The 19,659-nt window shown below is 53.4% G+C and carries 23 protein-coding genes and 1 riboswitch; of the genes, 8 read left to right on the top strand and 15 right to left on the bottom strand.

Going from position 1 to position 19,659, the window contains the following annotated elements:
* Positions 1–29 precede the first annotated feature (29 nt).
* The 4 genes from purC (at position 30) to ypfH (ending at position 4,377) form a co-directional block, all read left to right on the top strand.
* Positions 30–743 carry a phosphoribosylaminoimidazolesuccinocarboxamide synthase gene (gene purC, locus DCH402_RS14825; protein ID WP_040001969.1) on the top strand — a complete coding sequence of 238 codons (714 nt, stop codon included), beginning with the start codon at positions 30–32 and terminating at the stop codon, positions 741–743.
* Positions 744–955: 212 nt separating this feature from the next.
* Entirely contained in the window at positions 956–1,408 is a 453-nt protein-coding gene (locus DCH402_RS14820; RefSeq protein ID WP_040001967.1) for a DUF441 domain-containing protein, read from the top strand.
* A gap of 19 nt (positions 1,409–1,427) precedes the next feature.
* Complete coding sequence (locus DCH402_RS14815) at positions 1,428–3,449, top strand: tRNA(Met) cytidine acetyltransferase TmcA (protein ID WP_040001966.1); 2,022 nt, start codon at positions 1,428–1,430, stop codon at positions 3,447–3,449.
* Between the two features lie 241 nt (positions 3,450–3,690).
* On the top strand, positions 3,691–4,377 hold the full coding sequence (gene ypfH, locus DCH402_RS14810; RefSeq protein WP_040001965.1) for an esterase: 687 nt from the start codon (positions 3,691–3,693) through the stop codon (positions 4,375–4,377).
* 132 nt (positions 4,378–4,509) lie between these two features.
* Here ypfH and DCH402_RS14805 read toward each other — a convergent pair whose 3' ends face one another.
* From DCH402_RS14805 to DCH402_RS14790, 4 genes are read right to left on the bottom strand one after another with little or no spacing between them, the layout of a single operon-like run.
* The gene (locus tag DCH402_RS14805) at positions 4,510–4,698 is read right to left on the bottom strand and encodes a YpfN family protein (RefSeq protein ID WP_040001964.1); all 189 of its coding nucleotides are present in this window, start codon (positions 4,696–4,698) and stop codon (positions 4,510–4,512) included.
* A 31-nt stretch (positions 4,699–4,729) separates the two neighbouring features.
* Entirely contained in the window at positions 4,730–5,413 is a 684-nt protein-coding gene (locus tag DCH402_RS14800; protein WP_040001963.1) for a M15 family metallopeptidase, read from the bottom strand.
* On the bottom strand, positions 5,410–6,537 hold the full coding sequence (gene dapE, locus DCH402_RS14795) for a succinyl-diaminopimelate desuccinylase (RefSeq protein ID WP_040001962.1): 1,128 nt from the start codon (positions 6,535–6,537) through the stop codon (positions 5,410–5,412). Before dapE ends, DCH402_RS14800 begins: the two co-directional genes overlap by 4 nt.
* Positions 6,518–6,901, bottom strand: coding sequence for an ArsC family reductase (locus DCH402_RS14790; protein WP_040001961.1), 384 nt, complete (start codon positions 6,899–6,901; stop codon positions 6,518–6,520). The genes dapE and DCH402_RS14790 overlap by 20 nt, the downstream gene beginning before the upstream one ends.
* Positions 6,902–7,131: 230 nt before the next feature.
* On the opposite strand from DCH402_RS14790, the gene ypfM reads away from it, so the two are divergent.
* Both ypfM and cspE read left to right on the top strand, forming a co-directional pair.
* Positions 7,132–7,191 (top strand): protein YpfM, encoded by a 60-nt coding sequence (gene ypfM, locus DCH402_RS23405; RefSeq protein ID WP_101377563.1) that lies wholly within the window; start codon positions 7,132–7,134, stop codon positions 7,189–7,191.
* Positions 7,192–7,896: 705 nt separating this feature from the next.
* Positions 7,897–8,106 carry a transcription antiterminator/RNA stability regulator CspE gene (cspE, locus tag DCH402_RS14785; protein WP_009113827.1) on the top strand — a complete coding sequence of 70 codons (210 nt, stop codon included), beginning with the start codon at positions 7,897–7,899 and terminating at the stop codon, positions 8,104–8,106.
* Positions 8,107–8,171: 65 nt separating this feature from the next.
* Here the strand turns inward: cspE and crcB are convergent, their stop codons facing one another.
* Complete coding sequence (crcB, locus tag DCH402_RS14780) at positions 8,172–8,555, bottom strand: fluoride efflux transporter CrcB (RefSeq protein WP_040001960.1); 384 nt, start codon at positions 8,553–8,555, stop codon at positions 8,172–8,174.
* 65 nt (positions 8,556–8,620) lie between these two features.
* A riboswitch (Fluoride riboswitch) is annotated at positions 8,621–8,682 on the bottom strand.
* Between the two features lie 84 nt (positions 8,683–8,766).
* Here crcB and DCH402_RS14775 point away from each other — a divergent pair.
* Entirely contained in the window at positions 8,767–9,555 is a 789-nt protein-coding gene (locus DCH402_RS14775; RefSeq protein WP_040001959.1) for a deaminated glutathione amidase, read from the top strand.
* 153 nt (positions 9,556–9,708) lie between these two features.
* The gene (gene tatE / locus DCH402_RS14770) at positions 9,709–9,918 is read left to right on the top strand and encodes a twin-arginine translocase subunit TatE (protein WP_012770646.1); all 210 of its coding nucleotides are present in this window, start codon (positions 9,709–9,711) and stop codon (positions 9,916–9,918) included.
* A 102-nt stretch (positions 9,919–10,020) separates the two neighbouring features.
* On the opposite strand, the gene lipA is transcribed toward tatE, so the two are convergent.
* The 10 genes from lipA to nadD all read right to left on the bottom strand — a co-directional run bounded on the left by lipA (position 10,021) and on the right by nadD (position 19,657).
* Positions 10,021–10,986, bottom strand: coding sequence for a lipoyl synthase (gene lipA, locus DCH402_RS14765; RefSeq protein WP_040001958.1), 966 nt, complete (start codon positions 10,984–10,986; stop codon positions 10,021–10,023).
* A 170-nt stretch (positions 10,987–11,156) separates the two neighbouring features.
* Positions 11,157–11,909, bottom strand: coding sequence for a lipoyl(octanoyl) transferase LipB (lipB, locus tag DCH402_RS14760; protein WP_081642170.1), 753 nt, complete (start codon positions 11,907–11,909; stop codon positions 11,157–11,159).
* A gap of 105 nt (positions 11,910–12,014) precedes the next feature.
* Positions 12,015–12,278, bottom strand: coding sequence for a DUF493 family protein YbeD (ybeD, locus tag DCH402_RS14755; RefSeq protein ID WP_012770643.1), 264 nt, complete (start codon positions 12,276–12,278; stop codon positions 12,015–12,017).
* Positions 12,279–12,413: 135 nt separating this feature from the next.
* A complete protein-coding gene (dacA, locus tag DCH402_RS14750) occupies positions 12,414–13,625 on the bottom strand; it encodes a D-alanyl-D-alanine carboxypeptidase DacA (RefSeq protein WP_040001957.1) in 1,212 nt (403 codons plus the stop codon).
* A 183-nt stretch (positions 13,626–13,808) separates the two neighbouring features.
* On the bottom strand, positions 13,809–14,954 hold the full coding sequence (rlpA, locus tag DCH402_RS14745; protein WP_040001956.1) for an endolytic peptidoglycan transglycosylase RlpA: 1,146 nt from the start codon (positions 14,952–14,954) through the stop codon (positions 13,809–13,811).
* A 9-nt stretch (positions 14,955–14,963) separates the two neighbouring features.
* Positions 14,964–16,076, bottom strand: a complete 1,113-nt coding sequence (gene mrdB / locus DCH402_RS14740) for a peptidoglycan glycosyltransferase MrdB (RefSeq protein WP_040003626.1) — start codon at positions 16,074–16,076, stop codon at positions 14,964–14,966.
* A 7-nt stretch (positions 16,077–16,083) separates the two neighbouring features.
* Positions 16,084–17,994 carry a peptidoglycan DD-transpeptidase MrdA gene (gene mrdA, locus DCH402_RS14735; protein WP_040001955.1) on the bottom strand — a complete coding sequence of 637 codons (1,911 nt, stop codon included), beginning with the start codon at positions 17,992–17,994 and terminating at the stop codon, positions 16,084–16,086.
* Positions 17,995–18,030: 36 nt separating this feature from the next.
* On the bottom strand, positions 18,031–18,501 hold the full coding sequence (gene rlmH / locus DCH402_RS14730) for a 23S rRNA (pseudouridine(1915)-N(3))-methyltransferase RlmH (protein WP_027712754.1): 471 nt from the start codon (positions 18,499–18,501) through the stop codon (positions 18,031–18,033).
* A gap of 1 nt (position 18,502) precedes the next feature.
* The gene (gene rsfS, locus DCH402_RS14725) at positions 18,503–18,820 is read right to left on the bottom strand and encodes a ribosome silencing factor (protein WP_040001954.1); all 318 of its coding nucleotides are present in this window, start codon (positions 18,818–18,820) and stop codon (positions 18,503–18,505) included.
* Between the two features lie 177 nt (positions 18,821–18,997).
* Positions 18,998–19,657 (bottom strand): nicotinate-nucleotide adenylyltransferase, encoded by a 660-nt coding sequence (gene nadD, locus DCH402_RS14720; RefSeq protein WP_040001953.1) that lies wholly within the window; start codon positions 19,655–19,657, stop codon positions 18,998–19,000.
* Between the last annotated feature and the right edge of the window lie 2 nt (positions 19,658–19,659).

Genomic DNA, 19,659 nt, shown 5'->3' with positions numbered 1-19,659 from the left:
TGGCCCTTACTTGTGTGGAGTAATGAAAGATGCAAAAGCTAGCTGAGTTGTATCGCGGAAAAGCGAAAACGGTCTACACCACGGAAGATCCGGATCTTCTGGTGCTGGAGTTCCGCAATGATACGTCAGCAGGGGATGGTGCTCGCATTGAGCAGTTTGATCGTAAAGGGATGGTGAACAACAAGTTCAACCACTTCATCATGACCAAGCTGGAAGAAGCCGGGATCCCAACCCAGATGGTGAGCCTGCTGTCGGATACGGAAGTGCTGGTGAAGAAGTTGGAGATGGTGCCGGTTGAGTGCGTGGTGCGTAACCGCGCGGCGGGATCGCTGGTCAAACGTCTGGGTATTACGGAAGGGGAAGTGCTTAATCCGCCGTTGTTCGACCTGTTCCTGAAAAACGACGCGATGCACGACCCGATGGTGAACGAGTCCTACTGCAAGACCTTCGGCTGGGTAAGCGAAGAGAATCTGGCGCGGATGAAGGAACTGAGCTACAAAGCCAATGACGTACTGAGCAAGCTGTTTGGCGATGCCGGCCTGATTCTGGTGGACTTTAAGCTGGAGTTCGGTCTGTTCAAGGGCGAAGTGGTGCTGGGCGATGAGTTCTCGCCGGACGGCAGCCGTCTGTGGGATAAAGAAACCCTGAACAAGATGGATAAAGACCGTTTTCGTCAGAGCCTGGGCGGCCTGATTGAAGCCTACGAAGAAGTCGCACACCGTCTGGGCGTTAAGCTGGACTAACGGCGCAATCGTTTACGTTCTGGCAGGCGGCGACGGTTTCCGGTTGCCAGAACGATGTTTTCATTCGTCTGATGAAATCGAATAGTAGGTTTCACCTGATGTTTACCACCGGTCGGTTCCCGTCTGCGTAGCAGTCTTGCTGCTGTTCTCTGTCCAATGAGTGCTATTATTCCCCGCCTGTGCATCGACTGATTTCGGCAAGGATATGTTTTATGGGCGTTTTTGACCCGACGTTGCTTATCTTACTGGCGCTGGCCGCCCTCGGTATCATCAGCCAGAACATGACCGTGACCCTGGCTATCCTGTTTCTGGTTGCGGTGCGTATTACGCCGTTGAATCACTATTTCCCGTGGGTGGAAAAATACGGCCTGTCTTTTGGGGTGTTGGTGCTGACGATCGGCGTCATGGCGCCGATTGCCAGCGGCAAGATCTCCGCCGGCGACGTGCTATCCTCCTTTCTGCACTGGAAATCGTTACTGGCGGTGGCGATCGGTGTCGCCGTTTCCTGGTTGGGCGGGCGCGGCGTCGTGCTGATGAGCAATCAGCCATCGGTGGTGGCCGGTTTGTTGGTTGGTACGGTCATGGGGGTAGCGTTATTCCGTGGTGTGCCGGTAGGGCCGCTGATAGCGGCGGGATTGCTGTCGCTGCTGATCGGTAAAGGCTAAGTTTTCTTTGAGGATAGCGGTGGACTCGTCGTTCGTTGTCAGCCAGCAATATCAGCAGCGTTATGGTATTCGTCGTCTGCTGGTGCTTAGCGGTCAGCCTGACTGGTGCCGCGCTCAGGCTTTGCGGCTGAGCGGTTTGCTGCCGGGGGACTGGCTGTGGGTCAGCACATCTGCACCTGAAAATATTAACGCGCTACCCTCTTCGCGTGTGCGTAGTGTGCTGGGGCGGGAATTCCTGCATGCGGTATTCGATGCTCACGAGGGGCTGGATGCAGAAGCGTTGGCTATGTTGGCCGGCGCGCTCAGGGCCGGCAGTTGGCTACTCCTGTTGGCGCCTGACTGGGAGAGCTGGCCGAATTATCCTGATAATGACAGCCTGCGCTGGAGTGAACAGCCGGAGCCGATCGCTACGCCCCGTTTTATCCGACATGTACAGCGCCAACTGCTGGCGGATAGTCGCGTTGTACTGTGGCGCCGGCAGGATAACGAACCGGTTATCACACGTCCGAATGGGCGTGCCGATTGGTTGCCCGCCGACGGTAACCCCACCGCCTGTCAATACACCGTTGTAAAGCAATTAATTCATACTACCCATGCCGTATCGGTGATTACCGCGCCGCGTGGGCGCGGCAAATCAACGCTGGCCGGTATGCTGGCGAGCCAATGTCAGGGCGGTTGCTGGGTCTGTGCGCCGTCGCGTGCCGCCGGCGAGATTCTGCTGCGACAAGCCGGTGATTCTGCAACATTCTGGGCACCGGATGCGCTGCTGGCATTTTGCCGGCAATACGGTAAACCGCCAGTGGACTGGTTGCTAATAGATGAAGCCGCATCGATTCCTGCGCCGATATTGCAGGCATTGTTGCCGTTTTTCCGTCGGGTAGTGATGACGACCACGGTACAAGGATATGAAGGGACCGGGCGTGGCTTTCTGCTAAAGTTTTGTGCGGCTCTGCCTGACTGGCATGCCATTGAGCTAACGGAGCCGCTGCGCTGGGCGCAACAAGATCCGCTGGAGAACATCGTTGATCGGCTGATGTTATTTGACGCCGAAAAACAGGTGCCGGAGCAACTTCATGGTTCACTGACGATACAACCGGAGCGACGAGACGACTGGCCCGGCCTTCCTGCGCGCCTTGAAGGCTGTTATGGATTGCTTTGCAGTGCTCATTACCGAACCTCGCCGCTGGATTTACGCCGTTTGATGGATGCTCCCGGCATACATGTCGCCAGCGCTGGTGTCGGGGCAAAGATTGGCGGCGTTATCTGGCTGGTGGATGAAGGCGGTCTACCCGCGTCGCTGGCGCAGGATGTCTGGGCTGGGCGACGTCGACCAAGGGGGAGCTTGGTGGCGCAGTCATTGGCGGCACACGGCAATCAATGGCAGGCGCCGGTATTGCGATCGCGTCGTATCAGCCGCATTGCGGTGTTGGCGGCGCATCGAGGTGAGGGGATTGGGCTGGCGCTGGTGCGGGATCAACAACAACACGCACGCCGGCAACAGCTGGATTTTCTGTCGGTGAGCTTCGGCTTTCAACCGGATCTGTGGCGGTTCTGGCAGCGTTGTGGGTTTCAGTTGGTGCGTATCGGCAGCCACATCGAAGCCAGTAGTGGCTGCTACAGTGCGATGGCGTTATTCCCCCTTAGTGAGGAAGGCCGCGCACTGACCGTTTCAGCACACCGTGAACTGCTGCGCGACTGGTACTGGTTGCGGCGTGATATTCCGTTGACGCTGGATTTGCCGCTGGTGGAGCAGCAGACGCTCACGGCTGATGACTGGCGCAATCTGGTAGGATTCGCTATCGCCTACCGTCCGCCGGAAGCCTGCCAGGGCGCGCTGTCGCGCCTGATAATTCGCTCGCTAATGCCATTACCTGCATTGAGGTTGTGGCTGGAGCAAAGACGAAGCGTGGCGGAGTGCGTCCACCAGCTTCAATTGACGGGCAAAAAAACGCTGCTTCAGCGCTGGCGTACGGAAACGGCTCAGGCGCTGCGGCAGTTGGATGACGCGTTGTGGCAACACTGGCATGACATTATCGTATAGCGAAATAAGTGGTTTTCTTTCCAAAATTTATTTCAAGTGGTAGCGATCACAATTTTGTAACTCTGACTGTGATTTGACCTACCCATTTTCCACCTTCATATACACTGATCCTGATACAGGATAATGGAATGACCTGTTCAATAAACCTCAATATTGACCCGCTACCGAGGGGCGTATAGTGACAACTGAACATGTTTGACCAGTCGGTTCCCCCAATAGAGGCAACCGCAGGAGAGGCGATATGAAGCATGACTATTTTGTGGTGCAACAACCACGTTCACCTAAGCAGTTGTTTTTACTATTTCATGGCGTAGGCGATAATCCGGTTTCGATGGGGAAGATTGGCCGCTATTTTGCTAATGCATTTCCCATGGCGCAGGTTATTAGTGTTGGCGGTCCGGAAGCGATCGGATTGGGCGAGGGGCGTCAGTGGTTTTCGGTTCAGGGGGTCACCGAAGACAATCGGCCCCGTCGCGTTCATGCCATCATGCCACGTTTTATCGATACTGTACGATACTGGCAGGAAACCACGGGAATCGATTATTCCCATACCGCGCTGGTCGGTTTCTCTCAAGGGGCGATCATGATCCTTGAGGCATTGAAAGCGGAGCAAAACCTGGCCGGGCGGGCTGTGGCGTTTAGTGGTCGTTTTGCCGCTTTGCCGGAGCAACCGCTGTATGATGTTGTGGTTCATCTGATTCATGGCGAGGAGGATCCGGTAATTACGGTGGATCACGCTCGTCAGGCGGCGCAGAGTCTGCGCGCCCAAGGATCAGATTTCACATTAGACCTGATACCGCAACTGGGGCATGCCATTGACGATCGTATGATGGAACATGCGTTGGATCGGCTACATTATTACATCCCGAAACGCTTCTGGGATGAGGCCGTGATGGGCGCACGCGGTGAACTGGTGGCATTTCGTTAACGGACTGTCCGTTAACTGACTGTCCGTTAACTGCCTGATAGCGCGCTGACCGTGCTAAACCAAACCATCGCCATAAACAAGCAGGCCGGGTCACTATAACGTGCCCGGCCTTATGTTTTTAACCATACCGGGTCAGGGTTTTTTCTGCGGCCAGTCGTCTTCCTCGTCCCATTGCGCATTATTATCGCGATGCGGCGGCAACGGCGGCTTATTATGCAGAAAGCGTTTATGATCAAGACGGCGTAGTTCTTTGACGCCGTTGACCAGCATCCCCAGTAGCACCAGTAGTATTACCCACCAGTAATCAGCCAGCCATCCCATGGTCATTCCTCATTATTTCAGATAGTCGGTATCAACGGATGTCTTGTGCATCTGCAGACAGTATAAAACGCTGGAATAGTGCCGGCAGGTTGGGCTCCAGCCAGGCCCGGCCAGCAATATCTTCGCCAAGCCATGCTTGTAAAATGCACTCAGGCGTGAGCTCTGACATGGCAACGCGAGCCAGCGGCGCATAGCTGAGGTGCCAGGGTTCAATAGCTACGCCACCGGTATCATGGGTAAACGGCCGGTAAAAGCCAAAGTCGGCCATGTGTTCGGTCAGCCAGTCGCTAAGATCGGCGAAATAGCCGCCGGGTTGGTATTCCCAGGGTTCCAACTGCAGTTTACGGCCGACAGGCAGTTGATCCGGGTCGTAAATATCCAGATCGCAGCCCCAGTGATGGCGACTGCCGCCCGGCAATGCAGACCAGCGTAAAATTGCCTCACACCGTGCGCCCTCGGCCAGCGAGAGAGCATCTATCGGCCGGCTGTGTTGATCCAACAATGGACGAAGACCGGTAAATTTGCCGTTCCAGATATTGCGCTGACGATCAAAATCCCGAAACGTACTGGCGGGCTGCAGATTGAAACCCTCTTGCCGCGCTGCCTGCTGCATGGCGGTAAACGCAGCGACCGCTTCCGGTTGCAGGCGGTGAGCGCCGCTTAGCGTAACCAGATGGCTATCGCTTTTGCCGGTCAGGCAGGCGGGGGAGATCATGCGATCAATTGCTCCATAATACGTTGGTACATACGGCTAAGCAGTTGCAGGTCGGCAGCACTCACGCACTCGTCTACTTTATGGATAGTGGCGTTGACAGGCCCCAATTCGACGACCTGTGCGCCCATGCGGGCAATGAAGCGTCCGTCTGAGGTGCCGCCGGTCGTCAGGAGCTGCGGCGTGATTTCACTGTAGTGTTCAACGGCGTTGACTACGGCATCCACCAGCTCGCCGCGACCGGTCAGGAACGGGTGACCAGACAACTGCCATTCCAGCGTGTAATTTAACTGGTGACGATCAAGCAACGTCTTGACTTGCTGTTTAATCAGCTCATCAGTCAGTTCAGTACTAAAACGGAAATTGAACTGAACGCTAAGTTCGCCGGGGATCACGTTATTACTGCCGGTGCCGGCATTGATATTGGCTATTTGCATACTGGTTGGGGGAAAGAATTCGTTGCCCTGATCCCAGACGGTATCCACCAGTTCATGTAAGGCGGGGATTACCCGGTGTACAGGGTTATCCGCCAGATGTGGATAAGCCACATGGCCCTGCACGCCATGAATCCGCAAATTAGCGGTAATAGAGCCGCGTCGGCCGTTTTTCACCACATCGCCGACCCGTTCGGTACTGGAAGGCTCGCCGACCAGGCAATAGTCCAGCCTTTCCTGACGCGCCATCAGTGCTTCTACAACCTTGACGGTACCGTTGACGGCACTGGCTTCTTCGTCAGAGGTGATGAGAAATGCCAGGCGCCCCTGGTGATTGGGATGCGCCGCGACGAAACGTTCTGCCGCCACGACCATTGCCGCCAGCGAGCCTTTCATATCGGCCGCGCCACGGCCGTACAACACGCCGTCACGGATAGTCGGTTCGAACGGCGGCGTTTGCCACTGGCTCGCGTTGCCCGCAGGGACGACATCGGTATGCCCGGCAAACGCCAGTGTTTTGCCCTGACCGCGCCAGGCCCAGAAATTCTGGGTATCGCCGAAATCCATCGTTTCGATGACAAAACCGATGGCTTGCAGACGTTCGATCATCAGCGCCTGACAGCCGGCGTCATCCGGGCTGAGAGACGGGCATTTAATAAGTTGCTGAGCCAGTTCAATTACCGGGCAAGACATGTGAGGTGTTCTCCGTAAAAAAGTGCCTATAGCTATCGTCGCTGAAAGCGAGCAGGGTTTTTCCATCATCGCTGACCAGCAACGGGCGTTTAATCAACGCGGGGTGTTCCAGCATAACAGCTTTTGCCGCTGCTTCGCTGTTGATGGTGTTACGATGCGCGTCTTCCAGCTTACGCCAGGTGGTGCCTCGGGTATTGAGTAAAGGTTGCCAGCCGATGTTATCGATAAAAGATTGCAGGCGTTCGGCGGTTAATCCGTCTACACGGTAATCATGAAAGCGATAGTCGATGTGATGGTCTTCCAGCCAGCGACGGGCCTTTTTTATGGTGTCGCAATTCTTAATACCGTACAGGGTGATAGCCATATGTTTAAAACCCGTTATTTTTCATGTTATAAGGAAAAAAAGCATACCGTATAACGACGAAAGACGGCAGAATATTAAAATTATCTTAAGAAATCATAGGGTTGGGTTTGATGTAAATATTGCGGAAACGCGAAGGAGAGCACATTTCTGCGCCCCAAAGTCTTTATCTTGGTCAAAAAGGAAGCGTATAATAACCCCGTAAGACCACAAAGCCCTAAGGAGCTACCATCATGATCGAAATCGAACTCAACAACTGGAAAAGCTTCATCGAAGCAATGCTGCGTAAGTGATTGCTGCTGTATTTAGACTAGTACAATTTTATTTACTGTCATTAGTTACCAGGTCCCTTATTGAGTATCACCAAAGCAGCAATCTACGGATTGCTGCTTTTTTTATGCCGCAGATAGAATTTTAATCATCTGATTTATAAAAATTAATTTTCGCTTAAGGTGGTTATGCTATCCATAAATTCCCTCCTTTTACGCCATTTTTCTCTTTTCATTTTTGTGATGAAGATCTCTATTTTTTACTCATGTTTTTTAGAACACGGCCGAAGGGCTATGAGATAAATGAGGAAACCTGAGTAAATAAAAGAGGCTATTATTTGCATTTGTCGTTACCCGTGTCGGTGCGCCACGTCGAGCGAGGATAAGCTGGCAAAGACATACATTGGCAAAGACAAATGAGGTGCGTGACGGTAGAGCAGTAAATGGGATCCCCGGTTCGGGCTGTCGGTATATCAGTGTATCGACCCGGAGTCTGGGATAACCGATGTGCTAATAAGATGTGCTAATAAAAAGAGATCAGCCACCCACGCATAAGATGCCAAATGCTGCCGTTGCGACGGGGAAATCTGTGAAGTGAATGGAGCCAGTTCGCTTTTTTATCATGTTTTATCACTTTTTGGTGATGTTCGGCTGGACAAATGCGCCGCTACTTGCTGTACTGTATTTGACACAGATTTTGTGTCGTTCATTCATGTAAAGGTAAGTTTGATGTCTAAGATTAAAGGTAGCGTTAAGTGGTTTAATGAGTCCAAAGGATTCGGTTTCATTACTCCGGAAGATGGCAGCAAGGACGTATTCGTTCACTTTTCTGCTATCCAGAGCAACGGTTTCAAAACCCTGGCTGAAGGTCAGCGCGTAGAGTTTGAAATCACCAGCGGCGCTAAAGGACCTTCTGCTGCTAACGTTATCGCTATTTAATTATACCGATTTCCTGAAAAACCCGCCTAATGGCGGGTTTTTATTTTGTATCGGCAGCTTCTCTTCTAGTGGGTGCTTAGCCACCCCACCAGCGCAAATGCCAGCGCTGTCATCAGCAGCGAACCCAGTAAATTAAGCAGTAGATTAAATAACGCTGCGGCCCATTCGCCACTTTGCAATAAGGCGACCATTTCGTAAGAAAACGTTGAAAATGTCGTCAGGCCGCCGCAAAAGCCGGTTGTGATCAATAGCTTCCAGTGTGTCGGCAAGTCGGGCTGGCGCATGAAGTAGCTCATGCCCGCGCCAATAATAAAAGCGCCGAGCAGGTTTGCCAGCAGTGTCCCCGCCGGGATCTGAGGGAACAGGCTATTGAAACGAACACTCAGTTGCCAGCGTGCAACGCTGCCAATCCCGCCGCCAAGAAAAACAGCAAGTAACGTACTGTACATAGTCACCTTTTCATTCAGGGGTAAGTTAGGCTACTCTCGAAAAGGCATGCATGATGCCGATAGAGGTACTTGCAGACATCATCAGCCGAAAGGGCGGTTATGGAGGGATGTCATCTCCGTTACTGTCTGATAAAGTTTACCCACATGCCGATATTTTTTATAGCCATGGTAGTTTTACCAAATGTATCCGCGTGCTATGAAGGAGCCTGATATGAAAGTGGCGCTTGGTCAGTTTGCTGTGCAGCGGCTATGGCAGGGCAATGCTCAGATTTGCATAGCATTAATGGGTCAGGCCGCATCTGCCGGCGCTGACTTGCTGGTGCTGCCGGAAGCCGTGCTGGCGCGTGATAATGCGGATCCAGAGTGGGGCGTTGGCTGTGCCCAGCCGATTACCGGTCCTTTTGTCAGCCAGTTACTGACGGCCAGCCAGTCGCTGGAGCTGAGCGTAGTGTTTACCTTGCACACGCCGGCAGCAGATGGCCGGGTACATAATACGTTGTTGGTTATCCGGCGGGGAGAAGTACTGGCGCACTACCACAAGCTGCACCTATACGATGCTTTTGCCGTACAGGAATCCCGTCGCGTAACCCCGGGCACAGCGTTGCCGCCGCTGGTGGAGATTGCCGGTATGCGTATCGGGCTGATGGTGTGTTATGACATCCGTTTTGCCGAGATGGCGAGACAGCTTGCGATGAATGGCGCTGATGTACTGGTCGTGCCGGCTGCCTGGGTGAAAGGCCCACAGAAAGAGGCGCACTGGGAATTACTGGCACGAACCCGTGCTCTGGAGAACACCTGTTATTTGGTCGCAACAGGAGAGTGCAGCGACAGAAATATCGGTAATAGTATGGTGGTGGACCCGATGGGCGTGGTTATCGCCCAGGCCGCTGAACAGCCTGAGTTGCTGCTGGCGGAACTTAAGCTGGAGCGAATTCAAACCGTTCGTCGCCAGTTACCTGTGCTACATCACAATCGCTTTAAGCCGCCTGTATTACGATGATGACAAGGTTATCACTCTCGGGTAAAACAGCGTCTGGCGAAGGCGTCTTACTTTGTTACAGATGAGCATTGCCTTACTTCAATATATCGATTTAAAAAGATCGATAGTAAAGTACGCTGGCTTTTCCAGCTCACATCATCAGGTAGGTTATGTATGGAAGGTATCAGTATTGCCAAACTTTTAGTCATTGGCGCCTTAATTGTACTGCTGTTCGGCACCAATAAACTGCGTAGTCTGGGTGGCGATCTGGGCGCGGCGATCAAAGGCTTCAAGAAAGCGATGAATGACGATCAGCCAGCGGCGAAATCTTCTGCCCAGGATGAACATCCTGCTGCTATCAGCGAGACGCGTCCGAAAGAATAAGCGTAACGGCTGGCGGTACTAAAACTAAAAAGCGGAGGGGGTGACCCATCCGCTTTTTGTGTTACCTGTTTTTTGTAAGGAAGTGTTGCAGATAATAACCTGTTATTTCACTTCAATTCCTTTGGCTTGCAGGTCTGCATGGTAGGAAGAGCGAACGAACGGACCGCAGGCCGCATGGGTAAAGCCCATTGCCAATGCTTCTGCCTTCATTTCTTCGAACTCTTCCGGCGGGACATAACGCTGAACCGGCAAGTGGTGACGGCTTGGCTGCAAATATTGCCCCAGGGTCAACATGGTGACGCCGTGGCGACGCAGATCGCGCATCACATCCAGTATTTCGTCATTGGTTTCGCCCAGTCCCACCATCAAACCAGATTTAGTCGGTATGTTCGGGTGAACTGATTTGAATTTCTCCAATAACTTCAATGACCATTCATAATCGGCGCCAGGGCGAACCTGGCGATAAAGACGCGGCACGTTTTCCAGATTATGGTTGAACACGTCCGGCGGGGTGGTGGTTAAGATATCCAGCGCCCGGTCCATACGGCCACGAAAATCCGGCACCAGTGTTTCGATTCTGATCGTTGGGCTTTTGCGGCGTATCGCACTGATACAGTCGGCAAAGTGCTGAGCACCGCCATCGCGCAAGTCGTCGCGGTCAACAGAGGTAATAACGACATAGCGCAGCCCCATATCATGGATAGTCTGAGCCAGTTTTTCCGGTTCATTGGCATCTGGCGTCAGCGGGCGGCCATGGGCGACATCGCAGAACGGACAACGGCGAGTACAGATGGCGCCAAGGATCATGAACGTAGCGGTACCGTGGTTAAAACACTCCGCCAGATTAGGGCAGGATGCTTCTTCGCAAACCGAGTGCAGACCATTACGGCGCATGGCGTCCTTGATGCCCTGAATCCGGCTGGAGTCCGCAGGTAATTTTATCTTCATCCATTCTGGTTTGCGGAGCATTTCCTGACGCTCGGTAGCAACGGTGCGCACCGGGATCAGGGCCATTTTGTCTGCATCGCGGTATTTGACGCCACGTTCGATCTGAATCGGTTTACTCATAATTGCGTAATTTCCAGTTCTGAATCGCTGTTATGAATCTATCTAAAATTCATAGGATTACGTGAGTTATTAAAATTTTTTTTAAAAAACTCACAAAATTATATCATCTTTGTAGCTGACGAGCAGCCATAGAACAACAAAACGCAGAAATATTGTAAATAGAATGTAATTTAGGTTTCCTGGGCGACGTGATGCACAGCGCTCAACGGACGCGGCTCTCCTTGTTGCCGCCAGTTCCACTCCAGCCATTCATGTTGCGGGTAATCCAGCAGTTCCATGAATGCTTTTACCATGATCGGTGCGGTAGTCGTGACGGTTGCATCAGGGGCGAATTCACTCAGCTGTGTCATCGCCATGCCTGCATAACCGCAAGGGTTGATTCGCAGGAACGGAGACAGATCCATGGCAACATTCAGCGCCAGGCCGTGAAACGAGCAGCCATGGCGGATACGCAGGCCCAGCGAGCAGATTTTGCTCTCGCCGACATAGACGCCGGGAGCATCGGGACGAGCGTGGGCATCAACCGCATAATGCGCCAGCGTGTTGATGACGGTATTCTCGATCGCCGTCACTAACTGGCGTACCCCCACTTTACGGCGTTTGATATCGACCAGCACATACATCACTTGCTGGCCTGGGCCGTGATAAGTGACCTGTCCCCCGCGATCACTCTGAATGACCGGAATATCACCGGGCATCAGGACATGTTCGGCTTTGCCTGCCTGACCCTGAGTAAACACAGGTTCATGCTGCACCAGCCATAACTCGTCAAGACTGCTGTCATCGCGTTGTTCGGTAAAGGTGTGCATGGCCTGCGACACCGGTTCATAAGGCTGTACGCCCAGTTGGCGAACGATGATCGTGTTACGTACTATGGCCGTGTTACGCACTATGATCGTATCCTGTTGCAAGATAGTCATCATCGGGTGAAGAAGGAATGACCACAATTATAACGAGGGGAGACTGGAGCGAATAGCGCTTTCCTCGCTTGTCTCCGGATGAAGGAGACAAGTTCAGAGTCATACCTATTACAGCACGACGCGTACGATATCGATGTTGCCCAGTTCTTCGTACAGCGTTTCAACCTGTTCAATGTGGGTTGCCGTGATGGTAATCGATACCGAATGGTAATTACCTTTGGTGCTGGGTTTCACTTGCGGATTGTAGTCGCCGGGAGCATGGCGTTGAACAACTTCCACGACCAGATCCACCAGCTCCGGTTTTGCCAGCCCCATGACCTTGTAGGTAAATGAGCATGGAAATTCAAGCAATTCGTTGAGTTTGGTTTTCATGGCGACTCCAGAGTTATTCATTAGTGCAAAAATCATCACTCCCGCCGAAGCGGGAGTGTTTAAGTATGGCTGAAATACGGCCGATCGATCCTTAAACAAGCAACATAAGGGCAGTTGCTCAGGATTCAAGGGGGATTAACTAAACCAGCGGTGGAACATCAGTTTGATGTAATCGAACAGACGCCCGAAAATACCGCCTTCTTTGACTTCGTTCATCACCACCAGCGGGCGTTGTTCAACGACTTTGCCATCCAACTGGAAGTTGATGGTGCCCACCACCTGATTTTTAGCCAGCGGCGCATGCAACTCTGTATTGGTGAGCACATAGCTAGCCTTCAGATCTTTCATTCGTCCACGTGGGATGGTGATGTAAGCATCTTTATCGACACCCAACGATACCCGGTCGATATCGCCAAACCATACCGGCTCGGATGCGAACTCTTTACCGGTTTTCAGCGGAGCCACGGTTTCAAAGAAGCGGAAACCCCAGGTCAGCAGTTTCTTACTTTCCGCTTCGCGCCCTTTGAACGTGCGTCCGCCCATAACAGCGGAGATCAGGCGCATCTGGCCTTCGGTCGCAGAGGCTACCAGGTTATAGCCGGCGGATGCAGTATGGCCGGTTTTGATACCGTCCACCGCCAGGCTGCTATCCCACAACAGGCCGTTGCGGTTCATTTGGCGGATATTGTTGAAGGTAAATTCTTTTTCTTTATAGGTCGCGTATTCATCCGGCACGTCACGGATCAACGCCTGACCGATCAGCGCCATATCGCGGGCTGAACTGAACTGCCCTTCAGCATCCAGGCCGTGAACGGTTTTGAAGTTGGTATTCTGTAATCCCAGAGCCTTGACGTAGCCGTTCATCAGGTTGACGAACGCATCCTGACTGCCTGCCACGTAGTCTGCCATCGCCACACAGGCATCGTTGCCGGACTGCAGAATAATCCCTTTGTTCAGCAAATAAACCGGCACGCGATCGCCTGGTTTGAGGAACATCAGCGAGGAGCCCTGAAAATCGGGGTTGCCGGTAGCCCAGGCATCTTTGCCGATGGTCACAACATCGTTCGGGGTGATTTTTCCGGCTTTAATCGCCTGGCCGATGACATAGCTGGTCATCATCTTGGTCAGGCTGGCTGGGTTGCGACGAGTGTCGGCGTTCTTTTCCGCCAGTACCTTACCCGAGTTGTAATCAATCAGGATGTACGCTTCGGCATCAATATCCGGGACGGCAGGAATCATGGTTTTCAGATTAATGTCGTCTGCGTAGGCGAAAGTGGATGCACTGATGGCGAGCAACGTGCCGAGCGCAATACGTTTGGTAAAACAAGACGTGATTACTGTTTTCATGATTGGAACAACAACATCCGTGGGTATAAGTTAAAAAAACGAGCCACACTATAGCAGATGAAAATCGGGGCGGCACCAGACAATACGTTACGCGATTTTGCCGATCGCCAGAGGGGATTTCGTTATCGCTAGTGTGGGTAAGAAAAGAGGGGATTTCCCCCTCTTTCTGGCATCAATACGTGACTACATACCGGATACGGTGGTGACGAATGATGGCTGTTGCGCTTCGCTGGACAGGCGCTGTTGCAGGTCGATGGCCTGCTGACGGTTTTGGAACGGGCCTAACTGAATACGATACAAGCCGTTATTTAGGGTGACTTTGCCCGGCACGCGGAAACGATCGCTCAGACTCTTCAGCCAGGTTTGCGCCCGTTGCTGATCGCTCAGCGCACCGACCTGCACCACGATGTTGCCGGAACCGGCGGGCATAGCCGATTGAGCCGCGGCGCGTGATGGCGCAGTCACAGGTGCCACGGCAACCGGTGCCGAGTGGGTGGGAGCGATGGCGGAAGCCGTTGGTTCAGAACCTTCCAGCACGCCGCTGGGCAGCGGTTTAGGGGCACCAAGGAACCCACCGCCGGTGGTTGTTCCGGCAGTACCGGCCGACATATTGCCGCCAGTCATACTGGTACTATTGCCCATAGCCGGCGCCAGCGTGGCATTACTGATGGGCCGCACTGCTGCGGCACTCGGCGGCGCGCTTTCCATTATCGGCGTCCCCATGCCGCTGGAGCCCAGAGTAGGGCGTGACGGCAAGGCAAAACTCTGTTTGGCGACGCGTGTGCCGATAGTCCCCGGGCCGGATAGCGTGCCGTCCGGCGCTACATTGATGAAGTCCACCTTCACCTTGGTATTGTTGGAAAGATTGAGGCGGTCGGCCGCGCCTTTGGTCAGATCAATAATCCTTCCCGGCGTATAGGGGCCACGATCATTGATACGTACGACGACTCGTCGGCCGTTGCTGAGGTTGGTGACTCGCACATAGCTCGGGATCGGCAGGGTAGGGTGGGCGGCGGCCATCGCATTGGCGTCGAACTCTTCGCCGGTTGCGGTGCGGTTGCCAACCGACTTGCGATCATGCCAGGCGGCAAACCCGCTTTCGCTGAAGTTTTCCGGGTTTTTGGCGATACGGTATGACTTGCCGTTCATGCTGTAATCTTGCATGTTGGCAGGGTTGTACGGTTCATAGCGCGGTTCTACACCGCCGATTTCTTCTACCGGGCCATTGTATGTCGAAGCCTGCGGTGAGGAAGACGGCGGCTGTTCCGTGACAGCACAACCGGCCAGAGCCAGGCTGAACGCACCAATCCAAACCCAATCCTTACGCATTGCTCACCCCTATAGATTCTTGGATAACATTTTGCGATGAGTGTGTATCGACATCACGATACCGAATCCCGCCATCAAGACGACCAGTGCCGAACCGCCATAGCTGACTAACGGCAGCGGCACTCCGACCACCGGCAGAATACCACTCACCATGCCGATGTTTACAAACACATATACGAAAAAGATTAGCATCAGCCCGCCGACCATCACCCGGCCGAACGAGGTCTGCGCATTGGCGGCAATCACCAAACCACGCATGATGAGAAACAGGTACAATGCCAGTAGGGTGAGCACGCCGATTAACCCCAGCTCTTCCGCCAGTACCGCGAAAATGAAGTCGGTATGACGTTCCGGCAGGAATTCCAACTGAGACTGAGTACCCTGTAGCCAGCCTTTGCCGGTCAACCCACCGGAGCCAATCGCGATTTTCGACTGAATAATATGGTAACCGGCGCCGAGGGGATCGGTTTCCGGATCCAGCAGCATCATGACCCTGTCGCGTTGATAATCATGCATCAGGAAAAACCATAGCACGGGAATGAACGCGGCCAACAAAACGGCGGCGACGGCAATCAACCGCCAGCTCATACCGGCGAGAAACAGCACGAACAACCCGGATGCGCAAATCAGGATGGCGGTACCCAGGTCAGGCTGGGCGGCGACCAGCAAGGTTGGTGCGAAAGTTAACGCCAGCGCAATGCCGGTATTTTTTAACGACGGCGGACACATATCGCGATTGATATAGCGAGCCACCATCAACGGTATGGCGATTTTGGCGATTTCCGATGGTTGGAAACGCACGAAACCGAGATCGAGCCAGCGCTGTGCGCCTTTACTGATTTGGCCGAATACGTCCACCATAACCAGTAAAATAAAGCAGAAAATGTACAGATACGGCGCCCAGCCCTCATAAACGCGCGGCGGAATCTGCGCCATGCCGATCATCACGATCAATCCCAGCACGCATTGGGCCGCTTTTCGCTCCATCATACCCATGTCCTGACCGCTGGCGCTCCACATGACGAACAGGCTATAGCCCAGTAGCGCCATTACACACAGAAGGAAAGGCAGGTCAATGTGCATTTTGGTCCAGATTGAGCCTTTTTGTTGACTGTCTGTCATGGTGTCTTTACTCGGTTTCACTGCCCGGCGGCGACGGCGGCGCATCCGGCAGGTTGGTATTGTTGTCGCCCAGCATGATGTGGTCGAGGATCTGACGCACAATGGTCCCGACGGCTGGCCCAGCGCCGCCGTTTTCCAGAATGATGGACATAGCGACTTTCGGATTGCCGTAAGGCGCGAAGGCAACCATCAGTTTATGGTCACGCAGCCGCTCGGCGATCCGGTTGGCGTTATAGGTTTCGTTCTCCTTCAGGCCGAATACCTGTGCCGTCCCTGATTTCGCTGCAATTTTATACGGCGCATCGGCAAAGAATTTATGTGCGGTACCGTTCTGGCGGTTAGCAACACCGTACATACCGTCTTTAACGATCTCCCAATAACCGGAGCGAATATCACCGATTTGCTGGTGCTGCTGCTGTCGGTACGGTATCTGAGTATTGTTTTCCTGCGTACTGCTGAGCAAATGCGGCGTTTTCACCTGACCGTCATTGATCAGCGTCGTCAGCGCCTTCAACATTTGAACCGGCGTGGCGGTCCAGTAACCCTGGCCGATACCGACCGGAATCGTATCCCCTTGATACCACGGTTTTTTATAGCGCTTCATTTTCCATTCGCGCGTCGGCATGATGCCCGGGCTTTCTTCTTTATCGGACAAGTCGATCCCTGTGCGTTGCCCGTAACCAAATTTGGTCATCCACTCCGACAGGCGGTCAATCCCCATGTCATAAGCAACCTGATAGAAGAAGGTATCTGCCGATTCTTCAAGGGATTTGGTCAAATTCAGGCGGCCATGCCCCCATTTTTTCCAGTCACGAAACCGTTTTTCCGAACCGGGCAGTTGCCACCAGCCGGGGTCAAACAGTGACGTATACGGGGTAATGACATTGGCGCTCAGCGCAGAAACCGCAATATAAGGTTTGACGGTAGACGCCGGGGGGTAAACCCCTTGTGTGGCGCGGTTGATCAATGGGCGGTTCGGGTCTTTCAACAACGCGTCATACGTTTTACTGGGTATGCCGTCTACAAACAGATTCGGGTCATAGCTAGGGGTCGAGACCATTGCCAGAATAGAGGCGTCTTTCGGGTCGGTGACTACCACGGCGGCACGGCTGCCTTCCAGCAACTTTTCAATATAAAGCTGGAGATTGAGATCCAGCGTCAGGGTGATATCCTTACCGGCCTGCGGCGGCTGTTCGTGCAACTGACGGATAACGCGGCCGCGGTTATTCACTTCCACTTCCTCGTAGCCCGGTTTGCCGTGCAGCACATCTTCGTAGTAACGCTCAATACCGAGTTTGCCGATATCGTGGGTTGCTGCGTAGTCGGCCAGTTTGTCTTCCTGATCTAATCGTTCCAAATCTTTATCGTTGATTTTGGAAACGTAGCCGATGGCATGAGTCAGTGCTGAACCATACGGGTAATAGCGGCGTTGGTAGCCTTTGACTTCTATGCCGGGAAAACGGTACTGGTTGACGGCGAAACTCGCTACCTGTACTTCGCTCAACCCGGTTTTAACGGGAATCGACGTAAAGCGACGCGAGCGCTTCCGCTCTTTTCTGAAGTTCTCGATGTCTTCATCAGTCAGATCAATGATCGACTTTAGCGCCTGTAACGTCTCTTCCAGGTTGTTGACTTTTTCGGGGATCAGCTCCAACTGGTAAATAGTACGATTGAGCGCCAGCGGGGTGCCGTTACGGTCATAGATGATGCCGCGGCTGGGCGCTATCGGGACCAGTTTGATACGGTTTTCATTCGAGCGGGTACGATAATCGTCAAAACGTAAAACCTGCAGATGGTATAGATTGGCGACCAGAATACCGCTCAGCAGCAAAATGCCCAGAAACGCGACCAGCGCCCGGCGTACGAACAGGGCTGCCTCAGCCGTATAGTCACGAAAGGGTTTACGTTCTATATTCATCCAGCGATTGCTACTTCACAGGGTTCATCGTTCGCCTTACTCCCGATGGTAAGGATGATTGGTGGTAATGCTCCAGGCCCGGTACAGACTTTCTGCGACCAGTACCCGCACCAGCGGATGCGGCAGCGTCAGCGGTGACAAAGACCAGCTTTGTTCCGCCGCTGCTTTGCATTGCGGCGCTAATCCTTCAGGACCGCCGATCAGCAGGCTGACATCGCGCCCGTCTTGTTTCCAGCGTTCCAGTTGTTGCGCCAGTTGCGGCGTTTCCCAGCGTGAGCCGGGGATATCCAGCGTCACGATGCGGTTGCCTTTACCTACGGCAGCCAGCATCAGTTCACCTTCCCGTTCCAGAATCCGCTTGATATCCGCATTTTTACCGCGTTTGCCAGCCGGAATTTCTACCAGTTCAAACGGCATATCTTTGGGAAATCTGCGAAGGTAATCGGTAAAACCTGTCTGCACCCAGTCGGGCATTTTGGTGCCGACGGCGACCAGTTGCAGCTTCATATCAGCCCCAGAGCTTTTCCAGTTCGTACAGGTGACGGCTCTCTTCCTGCATCACATGGACGATAACATCACCAAGGTCGACCACGACCCAGTCGGCGTCGTTTTCCCCTTCGACACCTAACGGCATCAGTCCGGCGGCGCGGGATTCCTGTACAACGTGATCGGCGATAGAGCTGACATGGCGGCTGGAGGTGCCGGTACAAATAATCATGCAGTCAGTGATACTGGATTTCCCTTTTACATCGAGCGTCACGATATCCTGACCTTTCAAATCGTCGAGTTTATCAATAACGAAATCTTGGAGTGCTTGGCCTTGCAAAGGTTCCCCCTTCGATAAGTGGTTAATCCGCCAGCTGAGCTGGCACGATGGCGTCGGTGATAGTAGCCGGGCCGCCGCGATAATAGATAATAAGGGACGGCGGCAGGATAGTTTCCCGCGGCTGAAACCAGCGGCGGAGTATATCACGGCCTTATAATGAGTGGTATCGACGCGTGGCTATCGATAGAGCCCGTGTGTGTCAATATACTTCAGCACGCTGTCGGGGAGCAGGTCATGACAGTCGCTCCCCTGCTGCCGACGATGGCGAATTTCGGTGGCTGAAATAGATAGCAGCGGCGTATGAGCGAGATAAATCAATCCGTGACTTTGGCTGTGCAATCGATCCGCCTCATGGGTGTGATGCGCAGCCAGCCAACTCTCCAGCTCGGCAGTATCTAATTGCCGGCGATAGCCGGGACGATCGCATACCAGCAGATGACAATAATCCAGTATTTCCTGCCAGCGATGCCAGCGATGCAATGTCAGTAGTGAGTCCTGGCCGATAATAAAGGCCAGTGGTGTGTCGGCGCCTTTTTCTGCACGTAACGCTTCCAGCGTGTCAATGGCGTAAGACGGTGTGGCACGTTGCAATTCTCGGTCGTCCACCTGAAACAACGGGTTATCATGTACCGCCAATTCAGCCATGGCCTGGCGCTGGTCAGCGCTGGCTTCCGGTTGTTCACGATGCGGCGGTACGTTATTGGGCAACAATATGACATGCTGAAGGCCGATTTCCTGCGCCAGCGCGGCGGCAGGACGGAGATGCCCGTAATGAATCGGGTCGAACGTACCGCCAAAATAGGCGATAAGAGGGGAAATGAGTGACGATGTCGACAAAT

Origin of the sequence: Dickeya chrysanthemi NCPPB 402 (assembly GCF_000406105.1) — a bacterium.
In the GTDB taxonomy this organism is placed as follows: domain Bacteria; phylum Pseudomonadota; class Gammaproteobacteria; order Enterobacterales; family Enterobacteriaceae; genus Dickeya; species Dickeya chrysanthemi.
This window is presented reverse-complemented; position numbering and strand designations above follow the sequence as displayed.

Bases quoted from the DNA above. Each gene is read 5' to 3' on its own strand.
- dapE (WP_040001962.1), bottom strand. From the start codon at position 6,537: ATGTCTTGCCCGGTAATTGAACTGGCTCAGCAACTTATTAAATGCCCG.
- DCH402_RS14775 (WP_040001959.1), top strand. From the start codon at position 8,767: ATGAAAGTGGCGCTTGGTCAGTTTGCTGTGCAGCGGCTATGGCAGGGC.
- dacA (WP_040001957.1), bottom strand. From the start codon at position 13,625: ATGAAAACAGTAATCACGTCTTGTTTTACCAAACGTATTGCGCTCGGC.
- tatE (WP_012770646.1), top strand. From the start codon at position 9,709: ATGGAAGGTATCAGTATTGCCAAACTTTTAGTCATTGGCGCCTTAATT.
- DCH402_RS14805 (WP_040001964.1), bottom strand. From the start codon at position 4,698: ATGGGATGGCTGGCTGATTACTGGTGGGTAATACTACTGGTGCTACTG.
- mrdB (WP_040003626.1), bottom strand. From the start codon at position 16,076: ATGACAGACAGTCAACAAAAAGGCTCAATCTGGACCAAAATGCACATT.
- cspE (WP_009113827.1), top strand. From the start codon at position 7,897: ATGTCTAAGATTAAAGGTAGCGTTAAGTGGTTTAATGAGTCCAAAGGA.
- ypfH (WP_040001965.1), top strand. From the start codon at position 3,691: ATGAAGCATGACTATTTTGTGGTGCAACAACCACGTTCACCTAAGCAG.
- rlpA (WP_040001956.1), bottom strand. From the start codon at position 14,954: ATGCGTAAGGATTGGGTTTGGATTGGTGCGTTCAGCCTGGCTCTGGCC.
- purC (WP_040001969.1), top strand. From the start codon at position 30: ATGCAAAAGCTAGCTGAGTTGTATCGCGGAAAAGCGAAAACGGTCTAC.
- mrdA (WP_040001955.1), bottom strand. From the start codon at position 17,994: ATGAATATAGAACGTAAACCCTTTCGTGACTATACGGCTGAGGCAGCC.
- DCH402_RS14820 (WP_040001967.1), top strand. From the start codon at position 956: ATGGGCGTTTTTGACCCGACGTTGCTTATCTTACTGGCGCTGGCCGCC.
- lipB (WP_081642170.1), bottom strand. From the start codon at position 11,909: ATGATGACTATCTTGCAACAGGATACGATCATAGTGCGTAACACGGCC.
- rlmH (WP_027712754.1), bottom strand. From the start codon at position 18,501: ATGAAGCTGCAACTGGTCGCCGTCGGCACCAAAATGCCCGACTGGGTG.
- DCH402_RS14790 (WP_040001961.1), bottom strand. From the start codon at position 6,901: ATGGCTATCACCCTGTACGGTATTAAGAATTGCGACACCATAAAAAAG.
- crcB (WP_040001960.1), bottom strand. From the start codon at position 8,555: ATGTACAGTACGTTACTTGCTGTTTTTCTTGGCGGCGGGATTGGCAGC.
- lipA (WP_040001958.1), bottom strand. From the start codon at position 10,986: ATGAGTAAACCGATTCAGATCGAACGTGGCGTCAAATACCGCGATGCA.
- ybeD (WP_012770643.1), bottom strand. From the start codon at position 12,278: ATGAAAACCAAACTCAACGAATTGCTTGAATTTCCATGCTCATTTACC.
- DCH402_RS14800 (WP_040001963.1), bottom strand. From the start codon at position 5,413: ATGATCTCCCCCGCCTGCCTGACCGGCAAAAGCGATAGCCATCTGGTT.